We start from the raw sequence: 23,708 nt of genomic DNA, 5'->3' as shown, positions 1-23,708 counted from the left end.
GGGAGCCGAACCATGCTGCTCATCCCCTGCCCGTGGTGCGGGCCCCGAGACGAGGCCGAGTTCCACTACGGTGGCCAGGCCCATGTCGCCTACCCGGCGGACCCGTCGGCCCTGACCGACCAGGAGTGGGCCAAGTACCTGTTCTTCCGCGAGAACACCAAGGGCCCCTTCGCCGAACGCTGGAGCCACGCGGCGGGCTGCCGCCGCTGGTTCAACGCGGTACGCAATACAGCGACGAACGAGATCCTGGCGGTGTACCGGACGGGGGAGGAGCGTCCGGAGACGGTTGAGTCGCCTCCCCTCACTTCTCAGCCCGGTCCGGCAAATCCAGCCCGTCCGGGGGTCCCCCCTCTGGGGGAGTGTGAGGACGAGGCCTCTTCAGGGCCGACCGGGGGCCTGGGGGCAGAGCCCCCAGCACGGCTCGACAGCCAACCCCACCGTCTGGCCACCGGCGGCCGAGTCGACCGCACCGCACCACTCACCTTCACCTTCGACGGCACCCGGTACCAGGGCTTCCGCGGCGACACCCTTGCGTCGGCCCTCCTCGCCAACGGCATCATCGCGGCAGCGACCAGCATCAAACTCGGCCGCCCCCGAGGCATCTTCTCCGCCGGCGCGGAAGAACCCAACGCCGTCGTCCAGATCGAGGAACCCTTCCCCGAGCCGATGCTCCCCGCGACCACGGTCGAGCTCTACGACGGGCTGGCCGCCACCAGCCTCCCCGGCCAGGGCCGCCTCGCCACGCAACCCGACCCGGCGCGCTACGACGCCGTACACGCCCACTGCGACCTGCTGATCGTCGGCGCGGGCCCGGCCGGCCTCGCGGCGGCAGCGGCGGCGGCGAAGAGCGGCGCCCGCGTCATCCTCGCCGACTCCGAGCCCGACCTCGGCGGCAGCCTCCTCGGCACCGGCGAACTCGACGACTGGACGGCCGAGTTGAGCGCCCAGCTCGACGCCGCCCCCGACGTATGCGTCCTGCGCCGCACCACCGTCTTCGGCTACTACGACGACAACCACCTCCTCGCCGTGGAACGCCGCACCAACCACCTCGGCGCCGCAGCCCCGGCCAACGTCTCCCGCGAACGCGTCCACCGCATCCGCGCCCGCCGGGTCGTCCTCGCCACCGGCGCCCATGAGCGCTCCCTCGCCTTCGCGGACAACGACCGCCCCGGCGTGATGCTGGCCGCCTCCGCCCGCACCCACCTGCACCGCCACGGCGTCCTCCCCGGCCGTCACGGGGTCGTGTTCACCACCAACGACAGCGCGTACGCGGCGGCGTTGGACCTGGCGGCCTCCGGGGTGGGCATCTCGGCGATCGTCGACACTCGCCCCGCGCCCGGCGCCTGGGCGGACCGCGCTCGCGCGGCCGGCATCGAGGTGCTGCCCGGCCATGCCGTCATCGGGACGGACGGCGAGGCACGCTTGACGGCGGTGACCGTCGCCCCGTACGGCGAGACCACGGGACAGCGCGAGTTCGCGGCCGACCTGCTCCTGGTCTCCGGCGGCTGGAACCCCGTCGCGCATCTGTTCAGCCAGTCCGGCGGCAAGCTCCGCTACGACGAGGCGCTCGGCACCTTCGTGCCCGACGCCGGCCGTCAGGCCGTCGAGGTCGCGGGCAGCGCGAGCGGTGTGTTCGACCTGGCCGATGTCCTCGCGCAGGGCGCGGCGGCCGGCGCCCGGGCGATCGAGGCCGAGGGCTACTCCTGCGAGGCGCCTCGCCTCCCGCAGGTGCCCGCGCAGCCCCGGCTCACGCCGCCGATGCAGGTGTTCACCGTTCCGGGCCGCGAAGGTGCTCCCCGCTTCGTCGACCTCCAGCGCGACGTCACGGTCGACGACCTGTCCCGCGCCACCGGCGCAGGCATGCTCTCCGTCGAGCACACCAAGCGCTACACCACGGCAGGCACCGCCCTTGACCAGGGCAAGACGTCCGGCGTCCTGACCAGCGGCGTCGTGGCGGAACTCCTCGGCGTGGACATTTCCGCACTCGGCACGACCACCTTCCGTCCCCCCTACACCCCCGTCTCCTTCGCCGCGCTCGCCGGCCGCCACCGTGGCGCGCTGCACGACCCGGTCCGGGTCACGCCCCTGCACGCCTGGCATGTCGAGCGGGGCGCCCGGTTCGAGAACGTCGGCCAGTGGAAGCGCCCCTGGTACTACCCGCGGGACGGCGAGGACATGGAGACGGCCGTCCTGCGCGAGTGCGCCGCCGCCCGCGACGGCGTCGCCTTCATGGACGCCTCCACCCTCGGCAAGATCGACGTACAGGGCCCGGACGCCGGCGCGTTCCTCGACCTGCTCTACACCAACATGATGAGCACCCTGAAGGTCGGCATGATCCGCTACGGCGTGATGTGCCGCCCGGACGGCATGGTCTTCGACGACGGCACGGTCATCCGCCTCGCCCAGGACCGCTTCCTGGTCACCACCACGACCGGCAACGCGGCGGCCGTACTGGACTGGATGGAGGAGTGGCACCAGACCGAGTGGCCGGACCTGAAGGTCCACTGCACCTCGGTCACCGAGCAGTGGGCCACGGTCGCCCTGGTCGGCCCGAAGTCGCGCGCGGTCCTCGGCGCGCTGGCGCCCCGACTGGCGGTCTCCAACGACGACTTCCCGTTCATGGCCTGGCGCGAGACCACCGTCGCCGGCATCGGGGCACGCGTCTGCCGGATCAGCTTCTCCGGCGAACTCGCCTACGAGATCAACGTGTCACCGTGGGAGGCCCGCACCCTCTGGGAGGCGCTGTACGAGGCCGGCGCCCCGTACGGCATCACCCCGTACGGCACCGAGACCATGCACGTGCTGCGCGCCGAGAAGGGCTACCCGATCATCGGCCAGGACACCGACGGCACCGTCACCCCGCAGGACCTCGGCATGAGCTGGGTGGTGTCGAAGAAGAAGCCCGACTTCATCGGCAAGCGCTCCTACGCCCGTGCCGACACCACGCGCGGTGACCGCAAGCACCTGGTCGGCCTCCTCCCGGAGGACCCCGGTGCCTTCCTCCCCGAGGGCGCCCACCTGGTCGCCGACAGCGTGCTGCCCGCCCCGCCCGTCCCGATGCTCGGCCATGTCACCTCCAGCTACCGCAGCGCCGCCCTCGGCCGCACCTTCGCGCTGGCCCTGATCAAGGGCGGCCGGGACCGCATCGGCGAACGGCTCTACGCACCCGTCGGCGACCGGCTGGTCCCGGTGACCGTCGCAAGCCCCGTCCTCTACGACCCCGAGGGAGCCCGTCGCGATGGCTGACACCGCACTCAGCAGCCCCCTGTCGCACGCCGCCGACCGCCTCGCGGACGCCACCCGCGGCTCCGGCGGCGCAGTCCGGCTGGCCGAACTCCCCTTCCTGGCCCAGCTGAACGTCCGTCTGGACGCCAAGGGAGCCGCGGGGGACGCCGTAGGGCGGGCACTGGGCGTCCAGCTGCCCCTGGAGCCCAACACGGCGGTCCGCACGGAGGAGTTGACGGCGCTGTGGCTGGGCCCCGACGAGTGGCTGCTGGTCGGCCCGCCGGGGACACAGCACGACCTGGAGAGCCGTGTCCGGGAGGCCGCCGGAGACGAATCGGTCTCCGTCACCGACGTCTCCGCCCAACGCACCACGCTCCTCGTGGCGGGCCCGCGCGCCCGCGACCTCCTGGCCCACGGCTGCGCCTTGGACCTGCACCCGCGCGCCTTCGGCCCCGGACGCTGCGTCCAGACGACCCTGGGCCGCACCCAGATCGTGCTGGTCTCCCGTGACGAACCCGCGGCCGGTTTCTGGGTACTGGTCCGCTCGTCCTTCGCCGACTACCTGGCGGACTGGCTGCTGGACGCGGCGACGGAATACGTCCCCACCTCCCCCACCGCGGAGCGCCCCAGATGACCCGCACAGCACCCGTTGAGGATCCCGGCGACGCCGGACTGCGGGTGGGCCCGCCGAAGGACTACGCGGCCGGGATTCCGGCGGTCGCCTCCTCGCTGAGCCACGCGAGCGCCCAGATGGGCGTACGACGCACCCTGCTCACGCTGCTCCGCGTCAACCAGAAGGAGGGCTTCGACTGTCCTGGCTGCGCCTGGCCCGAACCGGAGCACCGCCACCGTGCGGAGTTCTGCGAGAACGGTGCCAAAGCGGTCGCAGAGGAGGCCACGGTCCGCCGGGTGACCCCGGAGTTCTTCGCAGAGCACGGCCTGGAGGAGCTCGCCGGCCGCAGCGACTACTGGCTCGGCCAGCAGGGCCGCCTCACCAGCCCCATGTACCGTCCGGCCGGCGGCACCCACTACCGTCCGATCACGTGGGAGGACGCGTTCGCGGTCGTCGCCCGGGAGCTCGCCGCTCTCGACGGCCCCGACCAGGCCGCGTTCTACACGTCCGGCCGGGCGAGCAACGAGGCTGCCTTCGTCTATCAGCTGTTCGTCCGCCTGCTGGGCACCAACAACCTGCCGGACTGCTCCAACATGTGCCATGAGTCCAGCGGTTCGGCACTGGTCGAGACGATCGGCATCGGCAAGGGCAGCGTCACCCTGGAGGATCTCCACGAGGCCGACCTGATCCTCGTCGTGGGCCAGAACCCCGGCACCAACCACCCCAGGATGCTGTCCGCGCTGGAGCGGGCCAAGCAGCGCGGCGCCCGGGTCGTCGCCGTCAACCCGCTTCCCGAGGCGGGTCTGCTCCGGTTCAAGAACCCGCAGCGGCCGTCCGGCATGCTCGGCGGCGGCACCCAGTTGGCCGACCTCTTCCTGCAGATCAGGCTGGGCGGCGACCAGGCGCTGTTCCAGGCCTTCAACCGGCTGCTGCTGGAGGCGGAGGACGACGCGCCCGGCACCGTCCTCGACGCCTCCTTCATCGCCGGGCACACGCACGGCTTCGAGGAGTTCGCGGGGCTCGCCCGGACGACCTCCTGGGAGGACGTCCTGGAGGCGACCGGGCTGTCCGAGGAGGAGATCAGGGCCGCGTTCCGCGAGGTGCTCGCCGCCGAGAAGATCGTGGTCTGCTGGGCGATGGGCCTCACCCAGCACCGCCATTCCGTCCCGACCATCCGGGAGGTCGTCAACTTCCTTCTCCTGCGCGGAAACATCGGTCGTCCGGGCGCGGGCTTGTGCCCGGTGCGTGGGCACTCCAACGTGCAGGGCGACAGGACGATGGGCATCCACGAGAAGCCGGGCGAGGACTTCCTCGACGCGCTCGGCGCCGAGTTCGGTTTCGCACCGCCACGACACCACGGCCATGACGCCGTCGAGACGATCCGCGCCATGCGCGACGGAGAAGTGAAGGTGTTCGTGGGGCTGGGCGGCAACTTCGTCGCCGCGGCCCCCGACACCGAGGTGACGGAGCGGGCGCTGCGCGCCTGTCGACTCACCGTACAGATCTCCACCAAGCTCAACCGGTCGCACGCGGTCACCGGGGAACAGGCGCTCATCCTGCCCTGCCTGGGCCGCACCGAGGCCGATTCCCGCCCGTGGGGGCCCCAACTGGTGACGGTGGAGGACTCCATGGGCATGGTGCACCTCTCGCGCGGACGGCTCCCCCCCGCCTCCGGTCACCTCCTCAGCGAGGTGGCGATCATCTGCAGGATGGCCCGCGCCGCCCTCGGAACCGATGACCCACGGGTGCCCTGGCAGGACTTCGAGGCCCACTACGATCACATCCGCGACCGCGTCGCACGGGTGATCCCCGGCTTCGAGGAGTTCAACGCCCGAGTGCGGCAGCCGGGCGGCTTCGCGCTGCCGCACCCCCCGCGTGACGAGCGCCGCTTCACCACCGCCACCGGCCGGGCCAACTTCACCGTGAACCCACTGGAGATCCTGCGCGTGCCGGAAGGCCGGCTGCTGCTGCAGACACTGCGCTCGCACGACCAGTACAACACGACGATCTACGGGCTCGACGACCGCTATCGCGGCATCCACCAGGGCCGCCGGGTGCTGTTCGTGCACCGGGACGACCTCACCGCCCGAGGCCTCGTCGACGGCGACCTCGTCGACATCGTCAGTGAGTACGAGGACGGTGTGGAGCGCAGGGCGCCGGGCTTCCGCACGGTCGCCTTTCCGACGCCCCGAGGCTGCTGCGCGGCCTACTTCCCGGAGACCAACGTCCTGGTCCCCTTGGACTCCACGGCGGCCGTCAGCAACACCCCCACCTCCAAGTCCGTCGTGGTGCGCCTCGAACCGGCCGGGGCGGCCGAACCCACCGCGGGGTGATCACGCGGAATCGCGGCCCTCGTCGATCAGCAGGCGTACGAAGTCGGTGACGGGCCCGACGATGTCGAGGTCCTGGTCGAGCACCCACTGCAACTGGAGCCCCGTTGAGCACGGCGTGGAAGAGGACCGCCGCCCTCTCCGGGCTGACGCCCTCGCGTCGGGGCCGACACCGACCTCGACGCCGTACGCCTCTTCCCCCGCACCGACACCGGCGCGGCCGGGGGCGGGACTTCAGGCCACCAGGCTCGGCGCACCCGCCTCCGACGAGGCCGCCAAGTACCGTCTCCAACTCGCCGAGATCCGCGTCGTCTGACGCCCGCCGGCGCCGACGGACCCGGTGCTCCCGCCCGCGCGGCGCACCGGGTCACCCGGTCGGTGTCAGGGCACCTCGGGACCGCGGTACTCGTCCATCGCGTCGATCAGCCAGCGCGTCAGGTAGTCGGCGAACGAGGACCGTGGCAGGAGCCGATACGTCGGCGTGTCGTCGACCTGCCAGAGCAGTACCGCGACAGGCCCCACCGTGGTGGACACCGCCCGACCGGGTCCGAAGGCCCGGGGGTGGAGGTCCAGCGGGCAGCCCTTCTCCAGCAACGGCCGGGCGGCCGGGCCGCTCAGTTCCAGTGTGGTGCGGTTCGCCGAGACGTCCACGACCGACCCCGGGTCCGCTCCGAGCGCCTCCCGCAACTCGGCGGCCACAGAGGCCTCTTCGGCCTGTGACAGCACGAGCCACTCGTCCGGACCGAGCCAGACCACCGTATGGGGGCCGAACGCGCTGGTGTGGCCGCACTGGCGGGGGAGCGGCGCGCCGAGGGTCTTCTCGATGCGGTCCGCCCCCTCGGACGCGGGGTCGACCCGCACGTTCACCATGGAGACGAACGACCACTCGGTCAGCGCGACGCCCCGGTCGCCGCTGACCGTGGCGGCCCGCATCCGCTCCTGAAGATGTGCCACGGGGCTGGTGCGCAGGGCCACCGGGCCCGCGCCCGCGCCCGCGCCGATCGTCGGCTCAGCCATCTCGCCTGGTCCCTTCGGGGTCGTAGAGGACGAAGTCGGCCACCTCGACCGGCACCAGATCCTCGCCCACGGGGGCGAGCAGGGTCTCGCCGATCCTTGCCCGTCCGTCGGCCACGAGAGCGAGGGCGAAGGGTCGGCCGAGGGCCGGGCTGTGGTAGCTGGAGGTGACGTGGCCGAGCATCGGCACCGGCCCGGCCTCGGGAGTGAGGGGCACGTCCGGAGCGACGAGCTGAGTGCCCTCGGGCAGCCGGGTCGTGCGGTCGGTCGGCAGCAGGCCGACCAGTTGCTTGCGGTCGGTACGGGAGGTGTCGGCGCGGGCGTGGGACCGCTTGCCGATGAAGTCCTTCTGCTTCGAGACCACCCAGGACATGCCCGCGTCCTGCGGGGTGACGGTGCCGTCGGTGTCCTGGCCGACGATGATGTAGCCCTTCTCGGCCCGCAGGACGTGCATGGTCTCGGTGCCGTACGGGGTGATGTCGTAGGGCCGGCCGATCGCGTACACCTCCTCCCAGACCGCCAGGCCGTACCAGGCACAGACGTTGATCTCGTAGGCGAGTTCCCCGGAGAAGGAGATCCGGCAGATGCGGGCCGGGACGCCGGAGGCCAGCGTGGTCTCGCGGAAGGCCATGAACGGGAAGGCCTCGGCGGACAGGTCGACGTCGGGCGCGAGGTGGGCGACCACCTCGCGCGACCGGGGCCCGACCACGGCGATCGTCGACCACTGCTCGGTGACCGAGGTGCAGTGGACGTCGAGGTCGGGCCACTCGGTCTGCAGCCACTCCTCCAGCCAGTCCAGGACGTTTGCCGCGCCGCCGGTCGTCGTGGTCATGAAAAAGCGGTCGTCGTCGAGGCGCAGCGTCACACCGTCGTCGAAGATCATGCCGTCGGGCTTGCACATGACGCCGTACCGGGCCGTGCCGGGCTTGAGCTTCTTGAAGGCGTTGGTGTAGACGCGGTTGAGGAACTCGCCCGCGTCCGCGCCCCGGATCTCGATCTTGCCGAGGGTGGAGGCGTCCATGAACGCCACCCCCTCACGGGCCGCCCGGCACTCGCGGGCCACGGCCGCGTCCATGTCCTCGCCGGCCCCCGGGTAGTACCGGGGGCGCTTCCACTGCCCGACGTCCTCGAACTCCGCGCCGTGGTTCACATGCCAGCTGTGGAGGGAGGTGGTGCGTTCGGGATCGAACAGCTCGCCGCGCTCCCGCCCGGCCAGGGCCGCGAAAGCCACCGGCGTGTAGGGCGCCCGGTAGGCCGTCGTGCCGATCTCGCCGGGCGAGGCGCCGGCGCCGAGGGCCTCGGCGATCACCCCGATCGCGTTGACGCCGGACGTCTTGCCCTGGTCGTTCGCCGTGCCGAGCGAGGTGTAGCGCTTGACGTGCTCGACACCCCGCATGCCCGCCCCGGTGGAGCGCCAGACGTCGGCGACGCTGACGTCGCGTTGCAGGTCGACGAAGTGGGTGTCCCAGCCGCCGGGTTCGCCGGCGGGGGCGGGCACCAGCCACAGGGCGCGCACCTCGGGGCGTACCGTCCTGGACGAGGCCGTGGGCACCGGAGCCGGGAACCCGGCGTCCGTCGCGGCGCGCGCACCGGCCCGCGCGCCCTCGGCCAGACAGCCGTCGAGGTCGTACGTCCCGCGGGCGGCACCGACGACCTGCTGGTCGCGTACGGTCCCGTCGGGGACGAAGGCGACCAGGTTCTCGTCCCAGCGCAGCCGGCCCTGGCGCTGGCTGTGCAGATGCACCACCGGGCTCCAGCCGCCCGACACGGCGAGCAGGTCGCAGTCGAACGACCGCGACTCACCGGTGAGTTGGCCACTGTCGTCGAGAGCCTGGACGGTGACGCCGGTGAGCCGGTGATCGCCCGCGGTGTCGACGACCGCGCTGCCCGTCAGCACGCCGACCCCGGTCGCCGCAGCGACCTCGGCGGCCCGGTCGGACACCTGCGGGCGTGCGTCCACCACGGCGGCGATGTCGATCCCCGCCGCATGCAGGTCGGCGACGGTGTCGTAGGCACTGTCGTTGGTCGTGCTCACCACGGCCCGCGAACCCGGCGCCACGGCATACCGGTTGAGGTAGGTGCGCACGGCCGCGGCGAGCATCACCCCGGGCCGGTCGTTGCCGGCGAAGACCAGCGGGCGCTCGTGCGCACCGGTCGCCAGGACGACCTGCCGAGCCCGGATGTGCCACAGCCGCTGCCGCGAGACACCCTCCGGAGCGGCGGCTCCCAGATGGTCGGTGCGCCGCTGGAGGGCCAGCACATAGTTGTCGTCGTACGACCCGAAAGCCGTGGTGCGGGGCAGTACGACGACCTCGGGGGCGGCGTCGAGGGCCGTGCAGACGTCTGCGATCCACTCGGTGTCGGAGTGCAGTGAACCGCCGGGCTCCGGCTGTTCGTCGACGAGGATCACGCGGGCGCCGGAACCGGCGGCAGCGGCGGCGGCCGCGAGCCCGGCCGGTCCGGCGCCGACGACCAGGACGTCGGTGTGGACGTACTTCTTGTCGTAGACGGCGGGGTCGGGGGTGGGATCGAGCCGGCCCATCCCGGAGAGCGTGGTGGCGGCCAGACCGTCGTACAGCTCCACGGTCGTGGCCGGGAGCATGCCCTCCGAGCACGAACCGTCGAGCTGCACCAGGGCGTTGGGCTCCTCGACGCCCGCGGTGACGATGCCGCGCGGGCGGCCGCGGTAGAGCGACGGGGCGACCTTGACGACCCCGTTCGCCAGCATCGCCGAGGCGAGGGTGTCGCCGGGATGGCCGGTCAGCTCCCGTCCGTCGACGGTGAACCGCAGCACGGTGTCGCGGTCGACGCGGCCGCCTCGCGGGAGCCGGAAGGGCTGGTCGGTCATCGGTTCCCTCCGGCCTGGGGCAGTGCGGGGCGCGGCTCGTCGAGCCGGTAGGAGCTCAGCACCTCGTGGGTGGCGGTGTCGCGCAGGACGTTGAACCAGCGGCGGCAGCCGATGCCGTGCATCCACCGCTCGGCGAAGGGGCCCTTGGGGTTGTCGCGGTAGAAGACGTACTCGGCCCACTGCTCGTCCGTGAGGTCGGCGGGGGACTCGGGGTAGGGGACGTGGGCCTGTCCGCCGTAGTGGTACTCGGTCTCGTTCCGCGGCCCGCACCATGGGCAGGTGATCAGCAGCACGGTGTCCTTCTCTCCACGGGCTTTCAGTGGGCCACGGCTGCGGCGCCGTGCTCGTCGATCAGTGCGCCCGTCGCGAAACGTTCCAGGGCGAAGGGGGCGTTCAGCGGATGCGGCTCGCCCGTGGCGATGGTGTGGGCGAAGGTCCAGCCGGCGGCCGGGGTGGCCTTGAACCCGCCGGTGCCCCAGCCGCAGTTGACATAGAGGTTCTCGACGGGGGTCGTGCCGATGACGGGGGAGGCGTCGGGGGTGACGTCGACGATGCCGCCCCAGGTCCGCAGCACGTGCGCGCGGGCGAAGACGGGGAACAGCTCGACGGCGGCGGCCATCTGCTGCTCGATCACATGGAACGAGCCGCGCTGGCCATAGCCGTTGTACGAGTCGACGCCCGCGCCCATTACCAGCTCGCCCTTGTGGGCCTGGGAGACGTAGACGTGCACATGGTTCGACATGACGACCGTCGGATGCACCGGCTCGTGCAGCTCGGACACCAGCGCCTGGAGCGGGTGCGACTGCACCGGCAGCCGGACGCCCGCCCGCGCGGCCAGCACACTGCTGTGTCCGGCGGCCGCGAGGCCGACCCGGCCGGCGTGAATGCGGCCGCGGTTGGTCTCGACGCCCACGACGCGGTCGCCGTCCTTGAGGAAGCCGGTGACCTCACAGCCCTGGATCAGGTCCACGCCCATCTCGTCGGCCCGGCGGGCCAGTGCCCAGGCGACGTGGTCGTGCTTGGCGATGCCCGCCCGCGGCTGGAAGGTGCCGCCGAGGACCGGATACCGGGTGCGGGACGAGACGTTGAGGATGGGGCAGACCTTGGCGACCTCGTCCGGTTCGAGCCACTCGGCGTCGACCCCGTTGAGGCGGTTGGCGCCCACGCGGCGCATGCCCTCGCGGACGTCCTGCAGGGTGTGCGCGAGGTTGAGGACGCCGCGCTGACTGAACAGGAAGTCGTAGTCCAGCTCCTCGGGGAGCCGCTCCCACAGCTTGAGCGCGTGCTCGTAGATCGCCGCGCTCTCGTCCCACAGGTAGTTGGAGCGGATGATCGTGGTGTTGCGGGCCATGTTGCCGCCGGCCAGCCAGCCCTTCTCCAGGACGGCGACGTTGGTGATGCCGTGGTTCTTGGCGAGGTAGTAGGCGGTGGCCAGGCCGTGGCCGCCCGCGCCGACGATGACGACGTCGTACGAGGAGCGCGGCTCGGGGTTGCGCCAGAGCCAGTCCGGATGCTCCGGCAGCGGCTTGGTCGTCATGCCGCGTCTCCGTTCAGGTGGGACGGGTGGGTCGGGTGCGACGGGTGAGGCAGGTGGGGGTAGAGGGGGAACGCCTCGGCGAGCTTCCCGACCCGGTCGCGCAGCAGGCTCGCGCGCTCGCCGTCGAGCCGCTCCTCCTTCAGCGCCTGGGCGATGATGTCGGCGACCTCCCGGAACTCCGCCTCGCCGAAGCCCCGGGTGGCCAGCGCGGGGGTGCCGATCCGCAGCCCCGAGGAGACCATCGGCGGGCGCGGGTCGAACGGCACGGCGTTGCGGTTGACGGTGATGCCGATGCTGTGCAGCCGGTCCTCGGCCTGCTGTCCGTCGAGCGCGGAGTTCCGCAGGTCGACGAGGGCCAGGTGGACCTCGGTGCCGCCGGTCAGCACGGTGATGCCGGCCTCGGCCACGTCGTCGGCCAGCAGCCGTCCGGCGAGGATACGGGCACCGTCCAGAGTGCGCTGCTGCCGCTCCTTGAACTCCTCGCTCGCCGCCACCTTGAAGGCCACCGCCTTCGCCGCGACGACATGCTCCAGCGGGCCGCCCTGCTGGCCAGGGAAGACCGCGGAGTTGATCTTCTTGGCCAGGTCGGCGCGGCTGAGGATCACCCCGCCGCGCGGGCCGCCGAGGGTCTTGTGCGTGGTGGTCGTGACGACATCGGCGTACGGCACGGGGCTCGGGTGGAGCCCCGCGGCCACCAGACCGGCGAAGTGCGCCATGTCCACCATCAGGTACGCGCCCACCGCGTCGGCGATCCGCCGGAACGCGGCGAAGTCCAGCTGCCGGGGGTACGCCGACCAGCCCGCGACGATCAGCTTGGGCCGGTGGGCGAGAGCGAGCTGCTCGACCTCGTCCATGTCGATGCGCATGTCGGACTCGCGCACGTGGTACGGCACGACGTTGTACAGCTTGCCGGAGAAATTGATGCGCATGCCGTGGGTCAGGTGCCCACCGTGCGCGAGGTCGAGGCCGAGGATCGTGTCGCCGGGCTGGAGCAGCGCGAACATCGCGGCCGCGTTGGCCTGGGCGCCCGAGTGCGGCTGCACGTTCGCGGCCTCGGCACCGAACAGTTCCTTCACCCGGGCGATGGCCAACTGCTCGATGACGTCGACGTGTTCGCAGCCGCCGTAGTAGCGGCGGCCGGGGTAGCCCTCGGCGTACTTGTTGGTCAGGACCGAGCCCTGGGCCTCCATGACGGCGGCCGGGGCGAAGTTCTCCGAGGCGATCATCTCGAGGGTGGACTGCTGGCGGTGCAGCTCGGCGGCCACCGCGGTGGCGACATCCGGGTCGAGCTCGCTGAGCGGGAGGGAGAGGGAGGAGCCGGCCGTGGTGATCGACGGGTCCGTTGCCATCTGCACACCATCCTGGGAGTCAACTGAAGAGCATTTGATATATCAGCCTGTGCGGTAAGGTATGGGAGCTCGCCGGACAGGTCAAGGGGGCTTCATGCAGCAGGCGGCGACCGAGCAGCCAGGGGGCGAGGAGCTGTCCCTCGCCGAACGCGCCTACCGTGTCGTCCGCGACCGGCTCGTCATGCTGGAGATCCGCCCGGGCGCGCCGATCAACGAGGACCAGCTGGCGCAGTCCCTCGGCGTCGGACGGACGCCGTTGCGCGAGGCCCTCAAACGACTCCAGTACGAACGCCTCATCGCGACCTACCCCCGACGCGGCACCTTCGCCACCGACGTCAACATCACCGACCTGGCCCATATCTCCGAGGTGCGCCAGGAACTGGAACCGCTGGCCGCCGCCCAGGCGGCGCGCCGCGCCACGGCCGCGGACCGGGCGACGCTGACGGACCTCCTACGGGAGTTGCAGAGCCCGGACTCCCGGCCGCAGGACGCCGCCGAGCTCATGCACCTCGACCTTCAGGTGCACCGCGCCATCTACGCCGCCACGCACAATCCCTACCTGGAGGACACTCTCGTCCGCCACGACAACCTGGCCACCCGCATCTGGTGCCTGTTCGTGGACCGGCTGACCGACATGGCCGGCCATATCGAAGAGCACGGCCCGTTGATCGAGGCGATCGTCGCCGGCGACCCCGACAAGGCGGCACAACTCGCCCGCAGTCACGTCGAGGGCTTCGAACAGGCCATTCGCGCAGCCATCTGACACGACGCCGTGAGGCCCGGGGCGCCACCTCCGGGGTCTGCCCCATCGGGCAGCGCCGGCTGCACTCCCGTAAGCGGTCGCACGCCTGTACCTGGTGCACGCCCTGAGGCAGTGTCAGGGTCAGTGAGGTCTGCCGCTGGACGTCCCAGGGAGCGAGAATGCCTGACCACGCACACGACCACGACCATGACCACGAACACGACCATCAACAAGCCGGCCACGGGCGGTCCCAGGCCGACGACTCGCGGCTGTTCAAGGCGGCGGCCGCGGGTCGCCCCGATGTTCTGGGCCCGTCGGGCATGGGCACGCTGCAGCGTGCCGTCGGCAACAGTGCGGTGGGCGCCATGCTGCAGCGCGAGCAGGACGAGGAAACACCGTCGACCCCTTCGACCCCCTCGGCCCCGTCGGCTTCCTCGCCTCGGCGCTCGCCCGTGCACGACGTCATCGGGTCCGGCTCCGGGCAGAGCCTCGGCGCCGATGTCCGCTCCGACATGGAGGCAAGGCTCGGCGCGGACTTCTCCGACGTGCGGGTGCACACGGGCGACGCGGCGCACGAGTCGGCGACGTCCGTCGGCGCACACGCCTACACCGTCGGCAACAACGTCGTCTTCCAGCGGGACGCCTACGACCCGTCCTCCCATGCCGGGCGCACGACGCTCGCCCATGAGCTGACCCATGTGATCCAGCAGCGCAGCGGCCCGGTCGACGGGGCCGCGGCACCCGGCGGGATCCGGGTCAGCGACCCCTCGGACCGGTTCGAGCGGGAGGCCAGTGCGAACGCCGAACGCGTCCTGTCCGCCCCGGCCCCGGCCACCCAGGGCGCGGAGCGGGCGGCGGCCGCTCCCGAGCCGTCCGCGGCGGTCCAGCGGCAGGCCGAGGAGGTCGACGAGGAACCCGCCGACGTCCAGGGGCTGTTCGTGCAACGGGCCGAGGAGGAGCAGCAGGACGAGCCGGGCGACGCGTGAGCAGGCACGGCCCCCCGGGATCGTGCCCGGGGGGCCGTACCGTCTCGCCGTCTCGCCGTCTCGCCGTGCCGGGCGAGTTCCGGCCGCGCGGGCTCAGGCCGCGGAGGGGGAGGTGCTCGGACTGGGTGCGGCCGCCTCCCGCAGCGTCCCGCCGACCAGCACCGACTCGTCGCACTGGCCCGGCGTCGGGCCGCCCACCGGCTTTCCCACCTGGCTGCAGGTCACCGTCATGGTGATCCGCCCCCCGGCGGGCACCACGATCGGGGTGACGAAGTGGTAGTCCTGGTCACGGAAGTTCTGCAACGCCAGGGTCAGCAGGGTCCGGCTCTCGGAGGAGATGACGACGGTACCGGAGTCGCCCTGCGGATTCTGCACCACGAGGTCCGTCACGTCGAACGCCTGACCGGCCGGGACGCTGTACACCGTGTCGGACGTCGGGTCGCCGCCCACCGCGTCCTTGACCCCGGCCTGAGCGCTGCGCGGATCCCCCGCACCGCCACCCCCGCCCCCGCCGCCTCCGCCGCCTGTTCCGCCCGTCCCCCCGCCCGTGCTTCCGGCCGCCGGCCCTGCCCCGCCGCCGGAGCCCGGTGAGCCGCCACCGGCCGCGTCCTTTCCCGTCCCGGCGGCGCCCCCCGACGCACCCGAGGAGCCGCCGCCGCTCGCGGCGCCGGACGCGCGGGCGCTGGGCGACAGCACGGCGGCCACCTGCTTCTTGGACTCCTCCCGCGCCGCCGACCGCACCACCGGACGCAGCAGGGCGAACCACACGACGGCCAGAGCCACCACGGCCGCCACCGCCGCCGCCAGCGCGCGCGGCAGCCAGCGCGGCAGTATCGCGTTCTGCTGGTAGGTGCCGTCCAGAGGGACCGGCTCGTGCGGCGCCCCGCCAGCGGGCGTCGCCACCACCTGGAAGGGATGCACCACGGGAGCGCCGCGCCACAGCCGACGCGCCGGACGCGCGGTGAGCCGCGACAACTCGGCGGCACCCGGCGGCAGTTCGACGGTCTCCCGGGCGAAGCGCAACCGCACCCGGGAGCTGTCGCCCTGGGCCGCCAGCCGCACCGTCATCGGAATGTTGCCGCGGTTGTCGACGGCCACGTCCGTACGGCCGCGCCAAGCCCCCTCGAACCCGCGGGGCACCAGCTCCCCGGTGACCTCGGCGAACGGCAGGACCGTGACGACGCCCTCGGGGACCACCGCCGTGTCGGGGGCGCTGGTGGGCACCACCCGCACCCCGAACGGGACGTCCCCGGCCGGCACCTCCGAGCTTCGGGGCGGACTCAGGGCGAGAACCGCGGTGCCCGTACTGTCCGGATACAGCGAAAGGCTCGTTGGCTCGACGGTCGCCCAGGCCGCTGCCGGGCCCACGACCTCGAAGCGATACTCCTCCACCGTGCTGCCGGAGTTGCGTACCTGAAGGGGGACTTCGATCCGCCCACCAGGCTCGGCGGTCACAGCGGTCGTGTCCAGGCTCGCCGCAGTTGTCATGATCGGCACCGTAAAGCCGGTGGCGGCGGCCGACAGGGGCCTGGCAGGAAGACTTTCGGGAAGCTGAGGTGCCCATTGACGCCTTGTTGACTTCGCGTGGAGTCCCCTGCCGCATACTGCTCGACGCGCAGCGATGCGCTCGACCAGGGGGGAGACTGGTGTGGACCGGATAGACGTGTGCCTGCGTGCAGATGACCCGATCTCCAGAGCGGGGGTCGCCACGCAACTGCGGCCCCGGCCGGAGATCCGGCTGCAGGAGGAGGGGGAGGAACCGGCCGCCGCCGTGGTGGTGGTCGTCGTGGACACCATAGACGAGGAGTCGCTGCGGACCCTTCGTCACATCCGGCGGACGACAGCGGCCCGGGTGGCGCTGGTCGCCACCCGCATCGACGACCAGCAACTGGTCGGCGCCGCCGAGTGCGGAGTGGCGGGAGTCCTGCGCCGGTCCGAGGCGACGCCGGAGCGGCTGGTGCAGGTGATCAACGCGGTGGCCAGGGGAGAGGGAAGTGTTCCCGCGGACCTGCTGGGCCGCCTGCTGGAGCAGGTCGGCCAGTTGCAGAGCCAGGTCCTGGCGCCGCGCGGCCTGAACTTCCACGGGCTCACCGACCGGGAGATCGAGGTCGTCCGACTGGTCGCCGAGGGGTACGACACCGGCGACATCGCCACCAAGCTCGCGTACTCCGATCGCACCATCAAGAACATCCTGCACGACCTCGTCACCCGCCTGCACCTGCGCAACCGCTCTCACGTCGTCGCCTACGCGCTTCGGCAGGGACTGATCTGAAGAGGCCGGCCCGCCTCGGCGGGTGAGGGAGAGGCCGATTGCCCAGAGGGGCAGACCGCACTTCCCACATGGGTGTCCCATGCGCCGCTCCGTCGAAGAGCGGCGCCGGGGACGGTGGGGCAGACGCCGATCTGGGAGGGGATGTCGTGCGGTTGTTCCGGCTGCGGGCGGGCCTGATGGCCTCGGTCCTCGCGCTCGGCGCGGTAGGGGCCGGCATCGGAGAGACGGTGTCGCCGGCCCTGACCACGGCCTCGTCCCCCCTGTCGTCCCCCCTCCCGCCGTCCTCGTCCGCCTCGTCCCCCTCCTCTTCCTCCCGCTCCTCCTCTTCTGCGTCTTCTCCGAAGGCGTCGGTCCCGGCGTCGCCGGTCTCGCCGTCGCTGGTGGAGCAGGCGTTGAACCCCGGCGCCTCGATCACGGTCGCCAAGCGGGTGCGGACCCCGGCGGTGCCGCCCAAGCCGGATGTCGTGCTGCTGGTGGACAACACGGGGAGCATGGGCAGCGTCATCGCCAACGTGAAGGCCAACCTGCCCACGATCGTCGACCAGGTCTTCGACGTGCAGCCCGACTCCCGGTTCGCCGTGGCCAGCTTCGGCGACCAGGCCGATCCGGAGGTCGGCGCCGCCCGCCTCTTCCTCCTCCACCAGCCGTTCACCCAAGACCGCGCCGCCATCCAGCGCGGCGTCGATCAGCTGGACGCCAATTACGGCGACGACGTGCCGGAGGACTGGGGCAACGGGCTGTTCGAGGTGGCGACGGGGGCGGGCGGCCGGAACACCTTCCGCGACGGGGCCAGCCCCATCGTCGTCCTCGTCGGCGACGCGCCCACCCACGAACCGAGCCACGACCACCACCTGGCGGACGTCATACAGACGCTCAAGGACCACGGCGTCAAGGTCCTCGCCGTCGGCGTCGGCGGAGACGGGCTCGACGAATACGACCAAGCCACACAGGTCACCGAGGCCACCGGCGGTACGTACCTCCGGGGCATCAACGCGAACGACGTGTCGAACGCCATCGTCCAGGGTCTGACGAACCTGCCGGTCACCGTCGGTCACCGGCTCGTGGAGTGCGACCGCTCGCTGAGCGTCTCGCTCTCTCCGCCGAGCGTCCAGGTGACCAGCGGTCAGACCGTCGCTTTCAGCGAGCAGATCACGGTGTCCCCGGACGCGCCGCAGGGCTCCACCCTGTCCTGCACCGTCCAGTTCACCCTCGGCCCGGCGGCGGACCCGGCCTACCGGGAACAGATCCGTATCACCGTCAACGACGTGACCGCGCCGACCGTGACCGTCGACGACCGCACGGTGGAGGCCACCGGCCCGGGCGGCGCGGTCGTCGACTACCCGGCCGTCGCGCGCGACAACGTCGACGGCGACGTCCCGGTGTCGTGCGAGCCGCCCTCCGGGACACGCTTCCCGATCGGGCGGACGACGGTCACCTGCACGGCGACCGACAAGGCGGGCAACACCGGCCGCGACACGGCCGTGTTCACCGTCGTCGACACCACCGCGCCGGCGGTGAACGTCGACGATCGCACCGTCGAGGCGACCGGCCCCGACGGCGCCGTGATCACCTATCCGGCCACGGCCACGGACCTCGTGGACGGCGACGTCGCGGTGGTGTGCGAGCCGTCCTCCGGCTCGACGTTCCCGATCGGGAGGACCACCGTCACCTGCACCGCGACCGACGCCGCCGGCAACACCGGCACCGACACCGCCGAGTTCACGGTGATCGACTCGACCGGCCCCCTCGTCACCGTCGAGGACCGCACCGCGGAGGCGACCGGACCCGACGGCGCGGTCGTGGAGTACCCCGCGTCGGCGCAGGACACCGTCGACGGGAACGTACCGGTCACCTGCAGACCGCCGTCGGGTTCGACGTTCCCGATCGGGGCGACGACGGTGACCTGCACGGCGACGGACTCCCGCGAGAACACCGGCACGGACACCGCCGTGATCAGAGTGGTCGACACGACCCCGCCCGTCGTGACCGTCGACGACAAGACGGTGGAGGCCACCGGTCCCGACGGCGCGGCCGTGGAGTACAGCGCCACCGCGGTCGACATCGTGGACGGGCCGACGACGGTCACCTGCACCCCGCCCCCCGGCTCCACCTTCCCGATCGGGGCGACGACGGTGACCTGCACGTCGACGGACGCGCACGAGAACACCGGTACGGACACCGCCGTGATCACGGTGGTCGACACGACCGCGCCCGCCGTCACCGTGGACGACCGCACCGTGCCGGCCACCGGTCCCGCCGGCGCCGTGATCGAGTACACCGCCACGGCCACGGACCTTGTGGACGGCCCCGTGGCCGTCACCTGCACGCCCCCGTCCGGTTCCACCTTCCCGGTCGGCACGACCACCGTGACCTGCACCGCGACCGACGCCGCCGGCAACACCGGCACCGACACCGCCGTCTTCACCGTCGTCGACGACGGCAAGCCCGTCGTCCAGGTCGACGACCGCACCGTACGGACCCTCAGCCGGGCCGGCGCACCCGTCACCTACACCGCCACCGCCCAGGACCTCGTCGACGGCACCCTCCCCACCACCTGCACTCCGCCCTCCGGGACGAACTTCCCGCTCGGGAAGACGACCGTCACCTGCACGGCGACCGACAAGGCGGGCAACACCGGCAGCGACACCGCCGTCGTGACCGTCATCCTGATCCCGCCCGTGCCGGTCGCACCCGCAGCCGACCTCGCGGTGACCGCCGCCGCCGACCCGCAGCCCGCCTTCACCGGCGGCACCGTCACGGCGACGTTCACCCTCACCAACGCGGGACCGGACAACGCGACGAACGTCGTCCTGACCAGCGGGACACCCGGGTCCGCCACCGTGGTGAGCCCGCAGGACCGCTGCACCGCCGCCCGCCCCTGCACCCTGCCGGCCGGCGGCCGCATCCAGGTCACCGCCAAACTGTCGTACGACAAGGCCACCAGCGGCACCCTGACGGCGCGGGTCGCGGGCACGCCGACCGACCCGCGTACCGCGAACAACACCGACACGGTCCGGCTCCGGGTCCTCCAGCCCGTGCTGACCGCCGGGCCCGCCGTCGCCCGGCTCGGCGACGTCGTCCTCGCCGAGGGCCGCGACTTCCCCGCCGGAACCGTCGTACAACTGAAGTGGAGTCAGGGCATCACCGCGGCGACCGTTCCGGTGCGGGTGGGCGCCGACGGAACGTTCCGCACCCAGGTCCTCGTCCTGCGCAAGGACCGGACCGGACCCCGGCTGCTGCGCGCCACAGGACCCGGATACGACCCGCTCACCGCGCCGGTCCTCGTCGTGCCGCGCAGCCTCCAGCCACCCGACTTCATCGGCCGCGGATGAGCAAGGCGAAGGGGGAAACGTGATCCACGAGGTGGACGACGCACTGCGCGCTCTCGTACGCAACGACGCCCTGAGCGGCACCCAGGTCAGCGTCATGTTCGACGCGCCCACCCGCGAGTGGGCGGCCAAGGTCAACGCCCCCACCGTCAATCTGTACCTCTACGACATCCGGGAGGACATGCGCCGCCGCTCTCGCGGCCTGTCCAACGAGTACGACGACCGGGGCACCGTCATCGCCCGGCACCGCCCGCCCCGGTACTTCAAGCTGTCCTACCTGATCACCGCCTGGACCCGGCGCCCCGAGGACGAACACCGCTTGTTGTCGTCCCTCCTGCTGTGCCTGCTGAGCAGCGACGCCATGCCCGCCGAGCACATGAGCGGCTCACTGGCCGAGCTTCCCCTGTCGGTGCCGATGACGATCGCGCTGCCGCCCCCCGAGGACCGGGCGTTCGCGGACGTGTGGAGCGCGCTCGGCGGTGAGCTGAAGCCTTCCCTCGACCTCGTGATCAGCCTCCCCCTCGTCGGCACGGGCACCGTCGCGGCGGCGCCGCCGGTCACCGAGGAGGGCGGCCTGCGGCTCGGGTTGGAGAACACCGGCCACACCGACCAGGGCGCCACCGGAGCGCGGGGAACCGACGCGGCGGACGAGCCGGTGGCGCGCCGCCCGCGCCCGGCACGGTCCCGGCGCGTCCGCGAATGAGCACCGACAACCAGGGAGCGAGGAGCATCCCATCGCCGAGAACCCCAGCCTTCGCCACCTGCTGGACCGGGTGGTCCTCGTCGAGGAACGCGTACGCCGCGCCGTCGCCGCCCGCAGACAGACCGACCCCAACCCCGACGACGCCTTCCGGGGCCTCTACCTCACCGACGACACCGTCGACCGCCTCCTGAACACCCCACCCCGTCCCGCCGCCCCCGACCGCACGGACGCCGCCCGGCACGCCGAGGCCGAGACGCGAGCCGACACCGCCGTCCCGCCCACCAGCCTGCGCCGCCTCACGACCGGCCTGGGCCTGACCGACCTCGACGTCGAGATCCTGCTCATCGCCCTCCTGCCCGATCTGGACGCCCGCTTCGAATCGTTCTACGGCTATCTCAACGACGACGTCACCCGGCGCCGCCCCTCCATCGGCCTGGCCCTGACACTGTGCGGACTGTCCCCGGCGGACGCCGCCGCCCGCGCCCGCCTCGGCGCCACCGCGCCCCTGCTCTGCGGCGGCCTGCTGACCGTCGAGGACCCGGACCGTCCGTTCCTCGGGCGCGCCCTGCGCGTACCGGACCGGGTCGCCGCGCACCTGCTCGGGGACGACACCCCCGACCCCCGGGTCGCCGACCTGCTGACCCCTGCCCCGCCCGTGCCCGGGGTGGGCGACGCCGCCCCGCTGGCCCGGGCCCTCGCGGCCGAGGTACCCCTGGCCTATCTGCGCGAGGACCAGGGCGGCGCCGGCCCGGCCCTCGCCGCGACCGCTCTCGCCGGCGCCGGGCGTCCCGCCCTTGCCCTGGACCTGGCCCGCCTCGCCCGCGACCCGGCCCCCGCGGACGCCGTGCGCACCGCCGTACGCGAAGCCCGGCTGACCGGCGCCGGTCTGGTCTGCGCCCCGGTCGACGCCCTGGACCGCGACCGCGAACGGGCCGCGCTGCTACGGCAGTTGACGGACGCCCCCGTCCCCGTCGTCCTCGTGGGGCACCCCCCGTGGGACGCCGCCTGGTCCACTCGACCCCCGTTGCTCCTGCGCGCCCCACGAGTCGAGCCGACCGCACGAGCCGCGCTGTGGCAGGCCGCGTACGGGCCCGCCGTGCCCGCCGGCATCAACGTCCCGAACCTGCTGGCGCCCTTCCTCCTCACCCCGGAGCAGATCACCCGGGCAGCCCGAAGCGCCGCCCAGAACGCGCTCCTGGACGGCGCCGAACTGCGCCCCGAGCATGTACGGCGCGGCGCCCGGGCCCAGAATTCCGCCGGACTCGACCTCCTCGCCCGCCGCATCGAACCCGCCGTCGGCTGGGACGACCTGGTCCTCCCTCCCGACACCCTCTCCCAGCTCCGCGAACTCACGGCCCGCGCCCGTCACCGCGACCGGGTCCTCGGCGAATGGGGGATGCGTCCCGGCGGCGCCCGTGGCCGAGGCGTCGTAGCCCTGTTCGCGGGCGACTCCGGCACCGGCAAGACCATGTCCGCCGAGGTCATCGCCGCCGACCTGGGCCTGGACCTCTACACCGTCGACCTGTCCACGGTCATCGACAAATACGTCGGCGAGACCGAGAAGAACCTCGAGCGCATCTTCTCCGAAGCGGCCGGCGTGAACGGCGTCCTCCTCTTCGACGAGGCCGACGCGATCTTCGGCAAGCGCTCCGAGGTCAAGGACGCCCACGACCGTTACGCCAACGTCGAGAGCGCCTACCTCCTCCAGCGCATGGAGTCATTCGACGGCCTCGCCGTCCTCGCCACCAACCTCCGCGCCAACCTCGACGACGCCTTCACCCGCCGCCTCGACCTCGTCGTCGACTTCCCCGTCCCCGACCCCACCCAGCGCCTCGCCCTCTGGCACCGCTGTCTGGCCCCCCTCCTGCCCGGGGCCGGTGACCTCGATCTCCCCTTCTGCGCGAACTCCTTCGAACTCGCCGGCGGCAACATCCGCTCCATCGCCGTCACCGCCGCCTACCTCACCGCCGACGCGGGCTCTCCGCTGACCATGCGCCAGCTGATCCACGCCGTCCAACGCGAGTACCAGAAACTGGGCCGCCTGACGCTGGCGAGCGAGTTCGGCCCGTACGCCGACTTGCTGGTCCTGTGACCTGACCTGACTGGCCCAATGGCACGCCTCGCCGGCCGAGGCGTCACTCGCCTTCGGGGTCGTCGTCGAGGGGCCGCACATCGGCGATGTGCGCGAGGAACTCGGCGTAGGAGCCGAAAACGGGGTACAGAGAACCCCGCACCGGACGCCCGGCGAGCTTGTTGTCACGCAGATCGGCACCGGAGAAGTCGAAGATCCGCTGGTCCTCCGGATTCAGGAGATCGACACCCAGATAGGACTCCTCGCCGTCCCACGACCCTGCGATCCGATAGATGCGGGCGTCGTCGGAGAAGAGTGCGCGCTGTTCCTCACCGTGGTACCCGAACCGCAGGTCATACCACATGTCTTCCACGTCATCGGATCGTGGCGAGTTGTACCACTGGAAGTCGTCGACCTGGAGCAGAACCGGTGGATCCACGAACGCGAGTGTCGATCGCACCTCGCGCAGCCATGCGGGAAGCGCCACCCCGTCCGTCTCGGCGTAGTGCTCGAAGACGGCATCGTCTTCCTTGACGAACGTGAGCGAGGGGAAGTTCGCGACGAACGTGAGCAGGTCGGCCTTCTGGTCATCGGGCAGGGCGGAGGACTCAACCCAGGAGCGGGCGGTGTCGGCGTCGCCCTTGACGAGGTGTCGCTCGTAGTCGAATTCAGTCATGTCTTCCCACCCG

General features: G+C 72.1%; 17 protein-coding genes. 10 read left to right on the top strand and 7 right to left on the bottom strand.

Annotated elements, in window-relative coordinates:
- Positions 1-12: 12 nt before the first annotated feature.
- From B5557_RS45650 to B5557_RS42595, 4 genes are all read left to right on the top strand, one after another.
- The gene (locus B5557_RS45650) at positions 13-3,246 is read left to right on the top strand and encodes a sarcosine oxidase subunit delta family protein (RefSeq protein WP_079658089.1); all 3,234 of its coding nucleotides are present in this window, start codon (positions 13-15) and stop codon (positions 3,244-3,246) included.
- Positions 3,239-3,859, top strand: coding sequence for a sarcosine oxidase subunit gamma (locus tag B5557_RS05675; RefSeq protein WP_079658088.1), 621 nt, complete (start codon positions 3,239-3,241; stop codon positions 3,857-3,859). The genes B5557_RS45650 and B5557_RS05675 overlap by 8 nt, the downstream gene beginning before the upstream one ends.
- Entirely contained in the window at positions 3,856-6,171 is a 2,316-nt protein-coding gene (locus tag B5557_RS05670; RefSeq protein WP_079658087.1) for an FdhF/YdeP family oxidoreductase, read from the top strand. Before B5557_RS05675 ends, B5557_RS05670 begins: the two co-directional genes overlap by 4 nt.
- A gap of 115 nt (positions 6,172-6,286) precedes the next feature.
- Complete coding sequence (locus tag B5557_RS42595; protein ID WP_180291400.1) at positions 6,287-6,484, top strand: hypothetical protein; 198 nt, start codon at positions 6,287-6,289, stop codon at positions 6,482-6,484.
- Positions 6,485-6,549: 65 nt separating this feature from the next.
- Here B5557_RS42595 and B5557_RS05665 read toward each other — a convergent pair whose 3' ends face one another.
- The 5 genes from B5557_RS05665 to glyA are packed head-to-tail and all read right to left on the bottom strand — an operon-like array spanning position 6,550 to position 12,916.
- Positions 6,550-7,185, bottom strand: coding sequence for a sarcosine oxidase subunit gamma (locus B5557_RS05665; protein ID WP_079658086.1), 636 nt, complete (start codon positions 7,183-7,185; stop codon positions 6,550-6,552).
- Positions 7,178-10,030, bottom strand: coding sequence for a sarcosine oxidase subunit alpha family protein (locus B5557_RS05660; protein WP_079658085.1), 2,853 nt, complete (start codon positions 10,028-10,030; stop codon positions 7,178-7,180). Before B5557_RS05660 ends, B5557_RS05665 begins: the two co-directional genes overlap by 8 nt.
- Positions 10,027-10,323, bottom strand: coding sequence for a sarcosine oxidase subunit delta (locus B5557_RS05655; RefSeq protein WP_079658084.1), 297 nt, complete (start codon positions 10,321-10,323; stop codon positions 10,027-10,029). Before B5557_RS05655 ends, B5557_RS05660 begins: the two co-directional genes overlap by 4 nt.
- 23 nt (positions 10,324-10,346) lie before the next feature.
- Positions 10,347-11,567 (bottom strand): sarcosine oxidase subunit beta family protein, encoded by a 1,221-nt coding sequence (locus B5557_RS05650; protein WP_079658083.1) that lies wholly within the window; start codon positions 11,565-11,567, stop codon positions 10,347-10,349.
- Complete coding sequence (gene glyA / locus B5557_RS05645) at positions 11,564-12,916, bottom strand: serine hydroxymethyltransferase (RefSeq protein WP_079658082.1); 1,353 nt, start codon at positions 12,914-12,916, stop codon at positions 11,564-11,566. Before glyA ends, B5557_RS05650 begins: the two co-directional genes overlap by 4 nt.
- Before the next feature lie 94 nt (positions 12,917-13,010).
- Between glyA and B5557_RS05640 the strand changes: the two genes are divergently transcribed.
- Together B5557_RS05640 and B5557_RS05635 are read left to right on the top strand one after the other, a co-directional pair.
- Entirely contained in the window at positions 13,011-13,679 is a 669-nt protein-coding gene (locus tag B5557_RS05640) for a GntR family transcriptional regulator (protein ID WP_079658081.1), read from the top strand.
- A gap of 158 nt (positions 13,680-13,837) precedes the next feature.
- Positions 13,838-14,644, top strand: coding sequence for an eCIS core domain-containing protein (locus B5557_RS05635; protein WP_079658080.1), 807 nt, complete (start codon positions 13,838-13,840; stop codon positions 14,642-14,644).
- Between the two features lie 93 nt (positions 14,645-14,737).
- Here the strand turns inward: B5557_RS05635 and B5557_RS43545 are convergent, their stop codons facing one another.
- Positions 14,738-16,132 (bottom strand): COG1470 family protein, encoded by a 1,395-nt coding sequence (locus B5557_RS43545; RefSeq protein WP_143688143.1) that lies wholly within the window; start codon positions 16,130-16,132, stop codon positions 14,738-14,740.
- Positions 16,133-16,292: 160 nt separating this feature from the next.
- Between B5557_RS43545 and B5557_RS05625 the strand changes: the two genes are divergently transcribed.
- The 4 genes from B5557_RS05625 to B5557_RS05610 all read left to right on the top strand — a co-directional run bounded on the left by B5557_RS05625 (position 16,293) and on the right by B5557_RS05610 (position 23,040).
- Positions 16,293-16,916: a helix-turn-helix transcriptional regulator gene (locus B5557_RS05625; RefSeq protein WP_231976267.1), complete on the top strand. Its 624-nt coding sequence runs from the start codon at positions 16,293-16,295 to the stop codon at positions 16,914-16,916.
- A gap of 146 nt (positions 16,917-17,062) precedes the next feature.
- On the top strand, positions 17,063-20,248 hold the full coding sequence (locus B5557_RS44815; RefSeq protein WP_079658078.1) for an HYR domain-containing protein: 3,186 nt from the start codon (positions 17,063-17,065) through the stop codon (positions 20,246-20,248).
- Positions 20,249-20,267: 19 nt separating this feature from the next.
- Complete coding sequence (locus B5557_RS05615; protein WP_079658077.1) at positions 20,268-20,948, top strand: DUF4255 domain-containing protein; 681 nt, start codon at positions 20,268-20,270, stop codon at positions 20,946-20,948.
- Between the two features lie 61 nt (positions 20,949-21,009).
- On the top strand, positions 21,010-23,040 hold the full coding sequence (locus B5557_RS05610; protein ID WP_443031385.1) for an ATP-binding protein: 2,031 nt from the start codon (positions 21,010-21,012) through the stop codon (positions 23,038-23,040).
- 43 nt (positions 23,041-23,083) lie between these two features.
- Here the strand turns inward: B5557_RS05610 and B5557_RS05605 are convergent, their stop codons facing one another.
- Positions 23,084-23,695 (bottom strand): hypothetical protein, encoded by a 612-nt coding sequence (locus B5557_RS05605; protein WP_079658075.1) that lies wholly within the window; start codon positions 23,693-23,695, stop codon positions 23,084-23,086.
- Positions 23,696-23,708 lie beyond the last annotated feature (13 nt).

The organism is Streptomyces sp. 3214.6 (assembly GCF_900129855.1).
Lineage (GTDB): Bacteria > Actinomycetota > Actinomycetes > Streptomycetales > Streptomycetaceae > Streptomyces > Streptomyces soliscabiei.
This window is presented reverse-complemented; position numbering and strand designations above follow the sequence as displayed.

Bases quoted from the DNA above. Each gene is read 5' to 3' on its own strand.
- B5557_RS45650 (WP_079658089.1), top strand. From the start codon at position 13: ATGCTGCTCATCCCCTGCCCGTGGTGCGGGCCCCGAGACGAGGCCGAG.
- B5557_RS05675 (WP_079658088.1), top strand. From the start codon at position 3,239: ATGGCTGACACCGCACTCAGCAGCCCCCTGTCGCACGCCGCCGACCGC.
- B5557_RS05670 (WP_079658087.1), top strand. From the start codon at position 3,856: ATGACCCGCACAGCACCCGTTGAGGATCCCGGCGACGCCGGACTGCGG.
- B5557_RS05665 (WP_079658086.1), bottom strand. From the start codon at position 7,185: ATGGCTGAGCCGACGATCGGCGCGGGCGCGGGCGCGGGCCCGGTGGCC.
- B5557_RS05660 (WP_079658085.1), bottom strand. From the start codon at position 10,030: ATGACCGACCAGCCCTTCCGGCTCCCGCGAGGCGGCCGCGTCGACCGC.
- B5557_RS05650 (WP_079658083.1), bottom strand. From the start codon at position 11,567: ATGACGACCAAGCCGCTGCCGGAGCATCCGGACTGGCTCTGGCGCAAC.
- glyA (WP_079658082.1), bottom strand. From the start codon at position 12,916: ATGGCAACGGACCCGTCGATCACCACGGCCGGCTCCTCCCTCTCCCTC.
- B5557_RS05640 (WP_079658081.1), top strand. From the start codon at position 13,011: ATGCAGCAGGCGGCGACCGAGCAGCCAGGGGGCGAGGAGCTGTCCCTC.
- B5557_RS05635 (WP_079658080.1), top strand. From the start codon at position 13,838: ATGCCTGACCACGCACACGACCACGACCATGACCACGAACACGACCAT.
- B5557_RS43545 (WP_143688143.1), bottom strand. From the start codon at position 16,132: ATGACAACTGCGGCGAGCCTGGACACGACCGCTGTGACCGCCGAGCCT.
- B5557_RS05605 (WP_079658075.1), bottom strand. From the start codon at position 23,695: ATGACTGAATTCGACTACGAGCGACACCTCGTCAAGGGCGACGCCGAC.